The following is a 14,457-nucleotide window of genomic DNA, read 5'->3' on the forward strand; positions in this document are numbered from 1 at the left end:
GGGGTGGGGCACCCGCATCCCCCGGAGATGGCGGGGATTCATCCGGCCGGCTGCCCATGAAAAAAGGGGACGGCGTGGCCGTCCCCTTCTTGCTTTGGCTGCGGTGCAGCGGCAACGCTTACTGCTGCGATGCCATCTCCACTTCGCGGCCACCGGTTTCCACCAGGATCATCGGACCGTGGGGCAGTGGCGGCAGCGCCTTGCGCTCGCGCTGCACGCGCGGAGCGGGCGCAATGCGGGCGGCGGCTTCCTGGGCCGAACGCAGCTTGTCGCTGTCGGTATGGACCCATTGAAGGCCGGCGGTGGCCAGCATCGATTCCAGGTTTTCCAGCGCTGCCGGGGTGGCCGGCGCTGCAGCAACGACCGGGGCTGCCGGGGCGAACACTTCGGCCGGTGCGGCTTCGGCGACAGGGGCGGCGACCGGTGCAGCGGCAGGTGCCGCCACCACCGGAGCCGCTTCGACGGCCACGCTTGCGGTGGTCTCGACGATCGCTTCGGCGGCAATGGCTTCCGTGACGGCAACGGCTACCGGCGCAGCTTGCTGGGGCGCGGGCTCGGCAACCGGCGCGGTCACCGGGGCTGCCTCGGCGACCGGCGCGGGCGTCACATCTTCCGGCACGGCGATGCGGATCGCTTCGACGGCCTCGGCCGCAGCGGCCACGGCCACGGCAGCTTGCGGTGCGGGCTCGGCCGGCACGGGGGCTTCAGCACGTACCGGGGCAACGGCTTCAGCAGCGGCGGCCTCTTCGTCGCCTTCGCCCTGGGCAACTTGCACCGACTCGTCGCGCTCGCGGCGATAGCGGTTGCGGCCACGGCGGTTGCGGCGGCGGCGCTCTTCGCCCTCAGCGGTCTCGGCGGTGCTTTCGGCACCTTCCGGCAACTCGGCGCGGACGGCTTGCGTCTCTTCGGTCACGGCCTGCGGCAGCACGCCCAGAGCCTGGGCGGCGGCGACGGCTTCCGGCCGCGGTGCTTCACCGGCTTCGGCTTCGCGCAGTTCGCTGCGTTCGCGCTGGCGTTCACGCTGGCGCTCGCGGCGTTCCTGGTTGCGGTCGCGGCGGCCTTCCTGACGGCCCTCGACGCGCTCGCCCTGGGCGCGCTCGGCTTGCACCGCCTCGCCCTGGCGTGCCAGGGCCGGGGTGGCCTGGCCTTCACCTTGCTGGCGCGGCTGGCGGCCCTGGCGTTCGCCACGGCCCTCGCGTTGCTCGCCGCGCTCGGCACCCTGGCGTTCACCACGTTCCGCGCGCTCGGCACGGTCGCCGCGCTGGCCGCGGCCCTGGCGCTCGCCACGCTCCGCGCGCTCACCACGCTCGGCGCGGTCGCCACGCTCACCACGCAGGCCACGGCCTTCGCCGCGCTGGCCGCGCTCGCGCCGGCCTTCGGCGCTGCGGGCCTCAGTGGCAACCGCCGGCTTGGCCGGTTCCACCACCGGCGGGGTTGCCGGACGGGCACCGAACAGGCCCTTCAGCCAGGCGATAAAACCGCCGCTGACCACCGGCTGGGTGGCCGGCACGGGCGGGGCGACCGGGGCTTCCGGCTTGGGTGCGCGCTCGGGGCGCGGCACCGACACCGGGGCCGGTTGTTCCGGGGTGATGCCCTTGACCGCGGCTTCCTGGCGCGGCTTGGCTTCTTCCTTGCGGCGGCTGCTGTAGCTGGTGTCGGCTTCCAGTTCCTTGGCGGCGGCCTCGGCCATGCGGTAGCTGGCGGTGCTTTCTTCCAGGCGCGGGTCGTCGTGGCGCAGGCGCTCCAGCTTGTAATGCGGCGTTTCCAGGTGCTTGTTGGGGATCAGCAGCACATTGACCTTGAAGCGCAGCTCGATCAGGTTGATTTCCTGGCGCTTCTCGTTCAGCAGGAAGGCGGCCACTTCCACCGGCACCTGGCAGTGGATGGCGGCGGTGTTTTCCTTCATCGCCTCTTCCTGGATGATGCGCAGCACCTGCAGGGCGGACGATTCCGTATCGCGGATATGGCCGGTGCCGTTGCAGCGCGGGCAAGTGATGTGCGAGCCCTCCGACAGCGACGGCCGCAGGCGCTGGCGCGACAGCTCCATCAGGCCGAAGCGGCTGATCTTGCCCATCTGCACGCGCGCGCGGTCGTGGCGCAGCGCGTCCTTCAGGCGCGTTTCCACGTCCTTCTGGGCCTTGCCCGACTCCATGTCGATGAAGTCGATCACGATCAGGCCGCCCAGGTCGCGCAGGCGCAGCTGGCGCGCGATCTCGTCGGCGGCCTCGAGGTTGGTGCGCAGCGCGGTTTCCTCGATGTCGGCGCCCTTGGTGGCGCGGGCCGAGTTCACGTCCACGGAGACCAGCGCCTCGGTGTGGTCGATCACGATGGCGCCGCCCGAGGGCAGCATCACCATGCGCGAGTAGGCCGACTCGATCTGGTGCTCGATCTGGAAACGCGAGAAGAGCGGCACGTCGTCCCGGTACTTCTTCACGCGGTTCATGTTGTCAGGCATCACCACGCTCATGAAGGCGCGGGCCTGTTCGTAGATCTCGTCGGTGTCGATCAGGATCTCGCCGATATCCGGCTGGAAGTAGTCGCGGATGGCGCGGATGACCAGGCTCGATTCCAGGTAGATCAGCAGCGGGGCCTTGTTGTCGCCGGCGGCGCCGTCGATGGCCTTCCACAGCTGCAGCAGGTAGTTCAGGTCCCACTGCAGTTCCTCGGCCGAGCGGCCGATGCCTGCAGTCCGGGCGATGATGCTCATGCCTTCCGGCACGGTCAGCTGCGCCATGGTCTCGCGCAGTTCCTGGCGGTCCTCGCCCTCGATGCGGCGCGACACGCCGCCGCCGCGCGGGTTGTTGGGCATCAGCACCAGGTAGCGGCCGGCCAGCGAGATGAAGGTGGTCAGGGCCGCGCCCTTGTTGCCGCGTTCTTCCTTCTCGACCTGGACGATCAGTTCCTGGCCTTCATGCAGGGCATCCTGGATGCGCGCGTTGCGCACGTCGATGCCTTCCTTGAAGAAGGCGCGGGCTACTTCCTTGAACGGCAGGAAGCCGTGGCGCTCTTCGCCGTAGTTGACGAAGCAGGCTTCCAGCGAGGGTTCGATGCGGGTGATGACACCCTTGTAGATGTTGCCCTTGCGCTGTTCGCGCCCGGCAGTCTCGATGTCGATATCGATCAGTTTCTGACCGTCGACGATGGCGACGCGCAATTCCTCCTGTTGCGTCGCGTTGAACAGCATGCGTTTCATCGCAATACCTCACTCCAGTGTCGCGGGTGGCACCGTCTGGGCGGTGTCCGCGGCGATCCATGGAGCACGCGAGGGAGCGAGCGAGGCGCGAGAATTGCCGGAAAGCGCCGCTGCGCGGGATAGGCGAGCGGCTGGGCGCGGGTGAAAGAGAGCGATGACGTCGGGGTAACGTCCGCGGGGCAGGAGAGAACACCGGAGGCTGCTCTTGCGCAGACATCCGGCGCGTTCCCGTGCCGGAGGCGATGCTGAACGCCGGCGCAACCGGCGCCGGCGGCATCGCGGCCGGCCGCGGAAGGCCTAGACGCGTCAAAGAGCAAATTTTTCGGACACGGCATGGTTGCCGTTGCTGCCTGACTACTCCTGGCGGGCGCACCTACTACTTCTTGGAATTCTGCGACCGGGCGCCGGTATTTCCAGTCAGGCGGCAGGCTAACCTGCCGGCCGGCACCGTTTCCCGGTGCGGGCAGGACTTCTCTCACCGAAGCGGATGCCGGCAGTGGCATCCGCCTTTAAATTCTGTTTTACCTGAACACTCAGTTCCCACGTCACCGCCTGCCTCGCCGAAGCCTCCTTTGGGCGACTTCCTGCATGCCGGCGGCACCGTGCGTGCTGCTTTTTACTGCCATTTGCCCGTCTGGCGCTTGGCGGAACGCAAAGTTGCGGGAGACGGGCGGGGTTGGCGGCAACCCCAAGTGTAGAATGCGAAAAATCCAGGAAAACTCGAAGATTAATCGCTTACACAGGTCTTGCGCTGCCGGCCACAAGCCGGGACAGCGAGGAAATTATATTGAAAATGAATGAGTTACGCCATCAAATTGAAAAGGCTGCCGAAGCTGCGCCGGCCAGCCCACAGGTGGCGTATGTCACGATTGACGAAGGCTCGGAAGGTCAGCGCATTGACAACTTCCTGCTGAAGGTGGCCAAGGGCGTGCCCAAGAGCCATATCTACCGGGTGCTGCGTTCGGGGGAAGTTCGCGTCAATAAGGGGCGGATCGATGCCACTTATCGTCTGCAGTCGGGTGATGTAGTGCGCATTCCGCCAATGCGGGTGGCGAATTCGGCGCAATCGGACAATGCCCAGCATGTGCCGGCGGGGGAGTTCCCGGTGCTGTTTGAGGACGCCCAGCTGCTGGTGATCAACAAGCCGGCCGGCGTGGCCGTGCACGGCGGCTCGGGCGTGGCCTTCGGCGTGATCGAGCAATTGCGCCGGTCGCGGCCCGAGGCCAAGTTCCTGGAGCTGGTGCACCGGCTCGACCGCGAGACCTCCGGCATCCTGGTGCTGGCCAAGAAGCGCTCGGCGCTGGTCCACCTGCACGAGCAGATTCGCGGCAGCGCGATGGACAAGCGCTATTTCGCCTGCGTGGCCGGCGAATTCCCGAACGCGCGCCAGCACGTGAAGCTGCCGCTATATAAGTACAGCACGCCGGACGGCGAGCGCCGGGTGCGGGTGCAGGCCGACGGGCTGGCCTCGCACACCGTGTTCAACCGGGTCGAGGCCTTCCAGGGCTTCACCCTGCTGGAGGCCGAGCTGAAGACCGGCCGTACCCACCAGATCCGCGTCCACCTGGCCCACTCGGGTTTCCCGATCGTCGGCGACGAAAAATATGGTGACTTCTCGCTGAACAAGGCACTGGCGCGTTCCGGCGCCAGGCCGGGCCTCAAGCGCATGTTCCTGCATGCCCACCGGCTGGTGTTTATCCACCCGGCCACGGGCGAGCCGCTGGCGGTGGAAGCGCCGCTGCCCGACGAGTGCGTCGGATTCCTGCAACAATTGCGTGAACTGCATGCCCCGGAGTAGGGTAGTGCATCAAACGCCACAAGGATTTCCATGGCCAGGCAACAATTTGACCTGATCGTTTTCGACTGGGACGGGACGTTGATGGACTCGACCCCGACCATCGCGAAGTGCATCCAGCTTGCCAGCCGCGACCTGGGCCTGCCGGTGCCGGATGACAGCGCCGCCAGCCACGTGATCGGGCTGGGCCTGAAGGATGCGCTGTCTTACGCGGTGCCGACGCTGGACCCCGTCGACTACCCGCGCCTGGCCGAACGCTACCGCTACCACTTCCTCGCTCGCGACGCCGACCTGGTGCTGTTCGACGGCGTGCGCGAAATGCTGGAGGCCCTGCGCGGCGAACATTATTTTCTTGGCGTGGCCACCGGCAAGACCCGCGTCGGCCTGCAGCGCGCGCTGGCCGCGAGCGGTCTGACCCGCCTGTTCGACGCCACGCGCTGTGCCGACGAGACCTTCTCCAAGCCGCACCCGGCCATGCTGCACGAACTGACCCGCGAACTGGGCCAGGACGTGGAGCGCACGGTGATGGTCGGCGACACCACCCATGACCTGCAGATGGCGGCCAATGCCGGCGCCAAGGGGATTGGTGTGTGCTATGGCGCACATCCCGCAGATTCGCTGCGCGCGATGGCGCCGGTGCATTGCGCGACTTCCATCCCCGACCTGACCGACTGGCTGCTGGCCCATGCCTGAGGCAGCGGCCGGCCAGGCGCCGGTGCGGCTGTGTGCCGCCGAGGACCTGGAGGAAGGCGGCCTGGGCGTGCGCTTCTCGGTGGCGCTGGACCAGCGCGAGATCGGCGCCTTCGTGGTGCGTTTCGACGGCGCCGCGCACGGCTACCTGAACCAGTGCGCCCATGTGCCGATGGAACTGGACTGGCAGGAAGGCCGGTTCTTCGATGCCTCGGGCCTATACTTGATGTGCGCCACACATGGCGCGGTTTATGCGCCGGACAGCGGCGAGTGCGTCGGCGGTCCCTGCCGCGGCGCATCGCTGGCCAAGCTGCGCATCGAGGAGCGCGACGGCCAGGTCTACTGGCTACCGGAAGCGCCATACCGGATTGCTGCGCGCATGGGCGGTGCCTGAATGACGGGCAGGGCCGGCAGTCAGGCCGGCCGTTGTATTTCCAGGCCTGGGGTTCCAGGCGTTTCCACGAGCGATTTGCATGACAGAACAACAGAAGCCGCCATCGGGTGAATCGGGTCAGCCGGACGAGCACAAGCCAGCCGGCGACGGTGCGCCGGGCGAAGGGGCGCCCCAGGCGGAGTCCGAGCGCCTGGTCACCGCACCGCGCGCCGACTACCCGCTGGAAGACGAATTGCGAGCCGGCGACGACGCCGCAAGGCGTGAAGCGCGCGAGCGCAAGGCGCGCATGGCTGGAGCCACGGCGGGGCCCCCGGTTGGCGGCGGCGCCGGCTGGGAGCGCGATCTGCTGGAAAAAGTGCTGACCGCATCGCTGCGCGAGCAGCGCGCGGCACGGCGCTGGCGCATCTTCTTCCGCTTTGTCGGACTGGCTTTGCTGGCGCTGATCCTGGTCACGCTGTTCGACTTCAAGGGCGATGGCGCCATCAGCACCTCGGGCCGCCATACCGCCATGGTCACGCTGGAGGGCGAAATCGCCGCTGGCACCCCGGCCAGCGCGGAATCGATCAATGCCTCGTTGCAGGCGGCGTTCGCTGACGGCAATGCCGCCGGCGTGATCCTGAAGATCAATTCTCCGGGTGGCTCGCCGGTGCAGGCGGGCATCATCAACGACGAGATCCAGCGGCTGCGCACGCTTTATCCGTCCAAGCCGTTCTATGTGGTGGTGGAAGAGATCTGTGCCTCGGGCGGCTATTACGTGGCCGCGGCGGCCGACAAGATCTATGTCGACAAGGCCAGCATCGTAGGTTCGATCGGCGTGCTGATGGACGGTTTTGGCTTTACCGGGCTGATGGACAAGCTGGGCGTGGAGCGCCGGCTGTATACCTCGGGCGCCAACAAGGGCATGCTGGACCCGTTCTCGCCGCAGGTGCCCAAGCAGAAGGCCTTTGCCGAGGCCATGCTCAAGCAGATCCACCAGCAGTTCATCGACGTGGTCAAGGAAGGGCGCGGCGACCGGCTCAAGGATGATCCGGAACTGTTCTCCGGCCTGTTCTGGTCGGGCGAGCGCGCCGTGGAGCTGGGCCTGGCCGACGGGCTGGGCAGTGCCGACTATGTCGCGCGCGATGTGCTCAAGGCCGAGGACATCGTCGACTACACCGTCAAGGAGAACATCGCCGAGCGCGTGGCCAAGCGCTTTGGCGCGGCGGTGGGCTCGGCGGCGATGAAGACCATGCTGTGGAGCAACCGCATGCAGGGCATGCACTGAGCCTGGATGGCGCGGCGGCAATGGCAAAGGGGGCGTTCGCGCCCCCTTTGCCGTTTCTTACATGGCCAGCAGCGAGAAGATCGCCGGGCGCTTGTGCAGGTCGATCCGCTCGGGACGCCAGTCCGACAGCGGCAGCGTGACGATGGTCTCGCCCGGCAGGGTCAGGTCCACGGCCACGGACAGCAGCGTGGTGCCGGCGCAGTGCTGGCGCATGGCTTCCAGCAGCGCCGCATTGCGGTAGGGCGTTTCGATGAACACCTGGGTCTGGCTGGACTTGCGCGAGCGCTGTTCCAGCTCACGCAGGCGCTGCGCGCGCTCGCCGGCATCGACCGGCAGATAGCCGTTGAAGGCAAAGCTCTGGCCGTTCAGGCCCGAGCCCATCACCGCCAGCAGGATCGAGCTGGGCCCGACCAGCGGCCGCACGCGGATGCGGCGCGCATGGGCCAGCCGCACCAGGTCGGCGCCGGGGTCGGCCACCGCCGGCACGCCGGCCTCGGACAGCAGGCCGCCGTCGCGGCCGGCTTCGAGCGGGGCTAGCAGTGCGGCCAGGGCGTCGGCGCGCGTGTTGACGTTCAGCTCGCGGATATCGATCTGCTGGATCGGGCGTGCCAGCGGCGTGGTCTCGCCCAGCTTCTTCAGGAAGGCGCGCGCGGTCTTGGCGTTCTCGGCGACGAGGTAATCGAGGTTGGCCGCGATCTGCTGCACGCCGGCCGGGATCACGTCGGCCAGCGGGTCGGCTTCATCGCGCTTGCCGAGGGTGTTGGGGATCAGGTAGAGAGTGCCGCTCATCGTGGGCTCGTGCGGATCATGCGGAAAGAAGAGGGTAGCCGGCCTGGCGCAGCATGCCGGTCAGTGCGATCAGCGGCAGGCCGACCAGTGCGGTCGGGTCGTCCGACTCGACGCGTTCCAGCAGCGCGATGCCCAGGCCTTCGGACTTGGCGCTGCCGGCCACGTCGTAGGGGCGCTCCAGCTGCAGGTAGGTCTCGATTTCAGCATCGGTCAGGTCGCGCATGGTCACGCGGGTCTGCACGTCGGCCAGCTGCACGGTGCCGGTGCGTGCGTCCAGCAGGCACAGCGCCGAGTGGAAGGTGGCGGTGCGCCCGCGCATGCGGCGCAGCTGCGCCACGGCCTTCTCGTGCGTGCCGGGCTTGCCCATCTGTTCGCCGTCCAGGGTCAGCACCTGGTCCGAGCCGATCACCAGCACGCCCGGATGGCGCGCGGCAATGGCTTCGGCCTTGCGCTGCGACAGGCGCAGCGCGGTGGCTTCGGGCGCTTCGCCGGCAAGCGGGGTTTCGTCGATGTCGGGCACGGCCACCTCGAACGGGATGCGCAGGCGCTCCAGCAGTTCGCGGCGGTAGGACGAGCCGGAGCCAAGGATCAGGCTGGGGCGGGGGTCTGTGGACATAAGTAATGGAATCGGAACAGGAAGCGAAACAGTAAAAGGTGCGGCCCGCGTTGCAAGACCTTTGACCTCGACGCGGTTTACGTCGTACAATCGCGCGTTTAGCCGCATCCGCACCCGGGCGCAGTGCCGCCAATGTGCGCGGCCCGTAGTCCGGCAGGCGTGGAATGTGGCGAACCAGTCATTGTATAGCGACCGGAGCACGCACATGACCCAGCCGATTGACCTGCGCGCGCTTGATCTCTTCGCCTTGTGCCGGAAGGGTGAAAGCCTGGCCGGCGACGTGGCGGTGCGGGATTTGCCGCGCATCTTAGCCGAGACCGCCGCGCAAGCGCCAGCCTCGGCACCCGATGAGACGTTTGCCTATACGGTCACTGGCTTCATGCGTGAAGAGGCGGCCGAGCCGGGCGCCGCGGTGGCGCGGCGGCTGTTTCTCGACGTGACCGTGGAGGGCCGGATCTGGCTGGATTGCCAGCGCTGCCTGGCCCCCTATGCCGAGCCGATCGATACGGCAACGCGTTTCGAGGTGGTGGAAAGCGAGGAAGCGGCCGACGCCGCGCCGATGGACGACGACGAAGTCGACGTGATCGCCGGCTCGAAGCGTTTCTCGCTGCTGGACCTGATTGAAGATGAAGTGCTGCTGGCGTTGCCGGTGGCCCCCAAGCATGACGTCTGCCCGACGGTGCACGAAAGCCTCGTGACCGGTTCGGACGGCGAGGCGCAGCCAGAGGCTGAGCCTGAGGAAGAAAAGCGGCCTTCGCCCTTTGCGGCGCTGGCCGGCCTGAAGACCAAGCATTGATGCCGCCGGCAGGCGGTGCGCAAGGTCTTGCAGGTGAATCTGAAGCATCCGGCCGGGCCCCGGCTACGCCTTGGGCGGGATGCGTGTGTTAATATTGAAAAATTCTCGAAGGAGTCATCATGGCTGTTCAACAGAACAAGAAGTCGCCGTCCAAGCGCGGCATGCACCGTTCGCACGATCACCTGTCGGCAGCGCCGCTGGCAGTTGAGCCGACCACCGGCGAAACCCACCTGCGCCACCACGTCAGCCCGAACGGCTACTACCGTGGCCGCAAGGTCATCAAGACCAAGAACGACTGATAGCTTCGTTCGGCGTGACGTTGCGTCTCGCTCGCGCATGCCTGTAGGTCGGACACTAAAAGGTCAGAGACAAAAAAGCGGCAAGATCGTTGCCGCTTTTTTGTTGGGCGCTCGGATTTCCCGCCGGGCGTGGCGTGCGCCGCCGCGCTATCCGTACCAGGAACAATGACGATCAAAATCGCTATCGACTGCATGGGCGGCGATCACGGAGTCTCCGTGACGGTGCCTGCGGCGATCAGTTTTCTTTCCCGCCACGACGACGCCGAGATGGTGCTGGTCGGCTTGCCCGACGCCATCCGGACGCAGCTGAAGAAGCTGCACGCGCTGGACCATCCGCGCGTGACCATCGTCGAGGCCACCGAGGTCATCACCATGGATGACCCGGTCGAGGTGGCGCTGCGCAAGAAGAGGGATTCCTCGATGCGCGTCGCCGTCACGCAGGTCAAGGAAGGCCTGGCCGGTGCCTGCATCTCCGCCGGCAATACCGGCGCGCTGATGGCGGTGTCGCGCTATGTGCTCAAGACGCTCGAAGGCATCGAGCGGCCGGCCATCGCCACCACCATCCCGAACGAGCAAGGCTGGGGCACCACCGTGCTGGACCTGGGCGCCAATGCCGACTGCGAGCCCGAGCACCTGCTGCAGTTCGCGCGCATGGCCGAAGCCATGGTGGCCGTGGTCGACCACAAGGAACACCCCACGGTGGGCCTGCTGAACATCGGCGAGGAAGTCATCAAGGGCAATGAGGTGGTCAAGCGTGCGGGTGAACTGCTGCGCGCCTCGGAGCTGAACTTCTACGGCAACGTGGAAGGCAACGACATCTTCAAGGGCACTACCGACATCGTGGTCTGCGACGGCTTCGTCGGCAACGTGGCGCTCAAGAGCACCGAGGGCCTGGCCAAGATGATCGGCAGTATGATCAAGGAAGAATTCACCCGCTCGTGGTTCACCAAGCTGCTGGCCGCGGTCGCCATGCCGGTGCTGTCGCGCCTGGCCAGGCGGCTCGACCCGGCGCGCTACAACGGCGCCTCGCTGCTTGGGTTGCGCGGGCTGGTGATCAAGAGCCACGGCTCGGCCGATGCCCATTCTTTTGAGTGGGCCATCAAACGCGGGTATGATGCCGCCAAGAATGGCGTGATCGCCCGCATCACCCGGGCTTTTGCCGATAAATCCAGCGCCGCAGGCGCTGCACAGCCCGCCCCGGAGACAGAGGTGCCTGGCGCGCATCCCAGCCCCCACGTCGCCTGAGCGCCACGCGCGCCGGTCGAGGGTGCCTGCGGGCCATACGATCCGACAATACATGACCAAGTACGCAAAAATCATCGGTACCGGGAGCTACCTGCCTCCGCGGCGCGTGAGCAACCATGACCTGGCCACGCAGCTTGCCGAAAAGGGCATCGAGACCAGCGACGACTGGATCGTCTCGCGCAGCGGCATTTCGGCACGCCACTGGGCCGAGCCGGATGTGACCAGCAGCGATCTCGCGGTCAAGGCTGCCGAGCAGGCCATCGAAGCCGCCGGCATCGACCGCCAGAGCATCGACCTGATCATCGTCGCCACCTCGACGCCGGACTTCGTGTTCCCCAGCACGGCCTGCATCGTGCAGGAAAAGCTGGGCATCACCAACCACTGCCCGGCGTTCGACCTGCAGGCGGTGTGCTCGGGCTTCGTGTACGCGCTGGCCACCGCCGACAAGTTCATCCGCAGCGGCTCGCACCGCAACGTGCTGGTGATCGGCACCGAGGTGTTCTCGCGCATCCTGGACTTCAACGACCGCACCACCTGCGTGCTGTTCGGCGACGGTGCCGGCGCCGTGCTGCTGTCGGCGTCCGAGGAGCCGGGGATCCTGTCCACCGCGATGCACTCGGACGGCAGGCATGTCGATATCCTGTGCGTGCCGGGCAACGTCGCCGGCGGCAACATCACCGGCAACCCGTTCCTGCACATGGACGGCCAGGCTGTGTTCAAGCTGGCCGTGAACGTGCTGGACAAGGTCGCGCGCGAAGCCATGGAGGCTGCCAGCGTGACGCCGGGCCAGATCGACTGGCTGATCCCGCACCAGGCCAATATCCGCATCATGCAGGGCACGGCAAAGAAGCTGGGCCTGCCGGCGGAGCGCATGGTCGCCACCGTGCATGAGCACGGCAACACCTCGGCCGCGTCGATCCCGCTGGCGCTGGACGTCGCGGTGCGCGACGGCCGCATCCGCGCGGGCCAGACCGTGCTGATGGAAGGCGTGGGCGGCGGCTTCACCTGGGGCGCGGTGCTGCTGCGCATGTGATTCGCGGCCGGCGCCATGGCATGCCGCGCATGCGGGGCATGCCGCGGCGCCGGCCACCCGTTTCTTGTTAGGGTTCCAATCCGATGAAATTCGCTTTCGTATTTCCCGGCCAGGGTTCGCAGTCGGTCGGCATGCTCAATGCCTTCGCCGATAACGCCGTGGTGCGCGCCACCGTGGAAGAGGCCTCGGCCGCGCTCGGCCAGGATCTCGGCCGCCTGATCGCCGAAGGCCCCGCCGAAGAGCTGAACCTGACCACCAACACGCAGCCGGTGATGCTGACCGCCGCAGTGGCGGTCTACCGTGCCTGGCTGGATACCGGTGGTCCGGCACCGGCGCTGGTTGCCGGCCACAGCCTGGGCGAGTACTCGGCGCTGGTGGCCGCGGGCGTGATCCCGTTTGCCGACGCGGTACCGCTGGTGCGCTTCCGCGCGCAAGCCATGCAAGAAGCCGTGCCGGTGGGCGAGGGTGCCATGGCCGCGATCCTGGGCCTGTCCGATGACGACGTGCGCGCCGCTTGCGCCGAGGCATCGGCCGCCGGCGTGGTCGAGGCCGTGAACTTCAACGCGCCGTCGCAGGTGGTGATTGCCGGGCACAAGGCCGCGGTCGAGAAGGCCTGCGAAATCGCCAAGGGCAAGGGCGCCAAGCGCGCGCTGCCGCTGCCGGTGTCGGCGCCGTTCCACTCGTCGCTGCTCAAGCCCGCTTCGGACCGCCTGCGCGAGCGCATGGCCGGCCTGGCTTTCTCGGCGCCGTCGATCCCGCTGGTGAACAACGTCGATGTCGCCATCGTCAATGATCCGGATGCGATCAAGGACGCCCTGGTGCGCCAGGCCGCCGCGCCGGTGCGCTGGGTCGAGTGCGTGCAGAAGATGGCCGCCGAAGGCGTCACGCACGTGATCGAATGCGGCCCCGGCAAGGTGCTGGCCGGCATGACCAAGCGCATCGACGGCAACCTGACCGGCGGTGCGATCTTCGATCCGGCCTCGCTGCAAGACACGCTGGCACTGCTGAAGTAAGCAAGAGGACATCCGCATGACCAAACTTCTCGACAACCAGGTTGCGCTGGTCACCGGCGCCTCGCGCGGCATCGGCCGAGCCATCGCGCTGGAACTGGCCCGCCAGGGCGCCACCGTGATCGGCACCGCCACCAGCGAAGCCGGCGCGGCCGGCATCACCGATTACCTCGGCGCCGACGGCCTGAAGGGCAAGGGCGCCGTGCTCAACGTCAATGACGCGGCCGCTTGCGACGCGCTCATCGACGAGATTGTCAAGACCCACGGCGGCATCGGCGTGCTGGTCAACAATGCCGGCATCACGCAGGACCAGCTGGCGATGCGCATGAAGGACGAGGACTGGCTGGCCGTGATCCAGACCAACCTGACTTCGGTGTTCCGTCTGTCGCGCGCGGTGCTGCGCCCGATGATGAAGGCCCGCCAGGGCCGCATCATCAATATCACTTCGGTGGTGGGCTCGGTCGGCAACCCCGGCCAGATGAACTACTCTGCTGCCAAGGCGGGCGTGGCGGGCATGACCCGCTCGCTGGCCGCGGAAATCGGCAGCCGCAACGTGACCGTGAACTGTGTCGCGCCGGGCTTTATCGACACCGACATGACCAAGGCGCTGTCCGAAGAGCAGCATGCTTCGCTCAAGACGCAGATTCCGCTGGGTCGCCTTGGCCAGCCGGAGGATATCGCCAACGCGGTGGCCTTCCTGGCTGGCCCGCATGCCGCTTACATTACCGGCACTACGCTGCATGTGAACGGCGGGATGTACATGAATTAATGGGGTTTTGGCTGGCTGGTTTCGGGGGAGAAGCCCGAAGAAGCCGCCTGAAGTAGTAGTTTTCCGAACCAAACGGGCGCGATTCTTGCAAAGCTTGGCAGGCGGCATTTCTGTCGCCTCAAACCTGCTAAAATGCGCCCACTTTTTGTCGAACTTCCCTGGAGGGTTACATGGACAATATCGAACAACGCGTCAAGAAAATCGTGGCAGAACAGCTTGGCGTGGCCGAGGCAGATATCAAGAACGAATCGTCGTTCGTGAACGATCTCGGTGCGGACTCGCTGGACACGGTTGAACTCGTGATGGCGTTGGAAGATGAATTCGGCATGGAAATTCCTGATGAGGAAGCCGAAAAGATCACGACCGTGCAACAGGCTATCGACTACGCCACCGCGCACGTCAAGGCCTAAGCCCGTCGTCTCTGCATTCCGAGCCACAGAAGGCAGGTGGGCGGGCCGTTGCGGCCGCGCCTTGCTGTTTTCTGTGGCTTTCGTCTGTTTGAAGAAGCAGAATGGAATGTGCTTCGCCGCGCGGCCCGCAAGGCCGGCGGCGGGCTGATCTCTG

14 protein-coding genes are annotated in these 14,457 nt (G+C 66.8%); 11 read left to right on the top strand and 3 right to left on the bottom strand.

Annotated features, from left to right (window positions below; translation table 11 throughout):
* Positions 1-118: 118 nt before the first annotated feature.
* The gene (locus AC3WRI_RS13115; protein WP_011615730.1) at positions 119-3,193 is read right to left on the bottom strand and encodes an Rne/Rng family ribonuclease; all 3,075 of its coding nucleotides are present in this window, start codon (positions 3,191-3,193) and stop codon (positions 119-121) included.
* Positions 3,194-3,986: 793 nt separating this feature from the next.
* Between AC3WRI_RS13115 and AC3WRI_RS13120 the strand changes: the two genes are divergently transcribed.
* The 4 genes from AC3WRI_RS13120 (at position 3,987) to AC3WRI_RS13135 (ending at position 7,336) form a co-directional block, all read left to right on the top strand.
* Positions 3,987-4,991, top strand: coding sequence for an RluA family pseudouridine synthase (locus AC3WRI_RS13120; protein WP_010814668.1), 1,005 nt, complete (start codon positions 3,987-3,989; stop codon positions 4,989-4,991).
* 30 nt (positions 4,992-5,021) lie between these two features.
* Positions 5,022-5,681, top strand: a complete 660-nt coding sequence (locus AC3WRI_RS13125; RefSeq protein ID WP_011615728.1) for an HAD-IA family hydrolase — start codon at positions 5,022-5,024, stop codon at positions 5,679-5,681.
* Entirely contained in the window at positions 5,674-6,072 is a 399-nt protein-coding gene (locus tag AC3WRI_RS13130; RefSeq protein WP_011615727.1) for a Rieske (2Fe-2S) protein, read from the top strand. Before AC3WRI_RS13125 ends, AC3WRI_RS13130 begins: the two co-directional genes overlap by 8 nt.
* Positions 6,073-6,151: 79 nt before the next feature.
* Positions 6,152-7,336: a S49 family peptidase gene (locus AC3WRI_RS13135; RefSeq protein ID WP_010814671.1), complete on the top strand. Its 1,185-nt coding sequence runs from the start codon at positions 6,152-6,154 to the stop codon at positions 7,334-7,336.
* Between the two features lie 57 nt (positions 7,337-7,393).
* Here AC3WRI_RS13135 and AC3WRI_RS13140 read toward each other — a convergent pair whose 3' ends face one another.
* Positions 7,394-8,125: an SAM-dependent methyltransferase gene (locus tag AC3WRI_RS13140; RefSeq protein ID WP_010814672.1), complete on the bottom strand. Its 732-nt coding sequence runs from the start codon at positions 8,123-8,125 to the stop codon at positions 7,394-7,396.
* A gap of 16 nt (positions 8,126-8,141) precedes the next feature.
* Positions 8,142-8,741, bottom strand: a complete 600-nt coding sequence (locus tag AC3WRI_RS13145; RefSeq protein ID WP_010814673.1) for a Maf-like protein — start codon at positions 8,739-8,741, stop codon at positions 8,142-8,144.
* 205 nt (positions 8,742-8,946) lie between these two features.
* On the opposite strand from AC3WRI_RS13145, the gene AC3WRI_RS13150 reads away from it, so the two are divergent.
* The 7 genes from AC3WRI_RS13150 (at position 8,947) to acpP (ending at position 14,303) form a co-directional block, all read left to right on the top strand.
* Positions 8,947-9,537 (top strand): DUF177 domain-containing protein, encoded by a 591-nt coding sequence (locus tag AC3WRI_RS13150; protein ID WP_011615726.1) that lies wholly within the window; start codon positions 8,947-8,949, stop codon positions 9,535-9,537.
* 119 nt (positions 9,538-9,656) lie between these two features.
* Positions 9,657-9,836, top strand: coding sequence for a 50S ribosomal protein L32 (rpmF, locus tag AC3WRI_RS13155; protein WP_010814675.1), 180 nt, complete (start codon positions 9,657-9,659; stop codon positions 9,834-9,836).
* 165 nt (positions 9,837-10,001) lie between these two features.
* Positions 10,002-11,081, top strand: coding sequence for a phosphate acyltransferase PlsX (plsX, locus tag AC3WRI_RS13160; RefSeq protein WP_010814676.1), 1,080 nt, complete (start codon positions 10,002-10,004; stop codon positions 11,079-11,081).
* A 52-nt stretch (positions 11,082-11,133) separates the two neighbouring features.
* Positions 11,134-12,114 carry a beta-ketoacyl-ACP synthase III gene (locus AC3WRI_RS13165; protein ID WP_439670801.1) on the top strand — a complete coding sequence of 327 codons (981 nt, stop codon included), beginning with the start codon at positions 11,134-11,136 and terminating at the stop codon, positions 12,112-12,114.
* Between the two features lie 83 nt (positions 12,115-12,197).
* Positions 12,198-13,127 carry an ACP S-malonyltransferase gene (fabD, locus tag AC3WRI_RS13170; RefSeq protein ID WP_492293405.1) on the top strand — a complete coding sequence of 310 codons (930 nt, stop codon included), beginning with the start codon at positions 12,198-12,200 and terminating at the stop codon, positions 13,125-13,127.
* Between the two features lie 16 nt (positions 13,128-13,143).
* Positions 13,144-13,893, top strand: a complete 750-nt coding sequence (fabG, locus tag AC3WRI_RS13175) for a 3-oxoacyl-ACP reductase FabG (RefSeq protein WP_010814679.1) — start codon at positions 13,144-13,146, stop codon at positions 13,891-13,893.
* A gap of 170 nt (positions 13,894-14,063) precedes the next feature.
* A complete protein-coding gene (acpP, locus tag AC3WRI_RS13180; RefSeq protein WP_008644813.1) occupies positions 14,064-14,303 on the top strand; it encodes an acyl carrier protein in 240 nt (79 codons plus the stop codon).
* The last annotated feature ends 154 nt before the right edge of the window (positions 14,304-14,457 follow it).

The organism is Cupriavidus sp. FW305-27 (assembly GCF_058787995.1).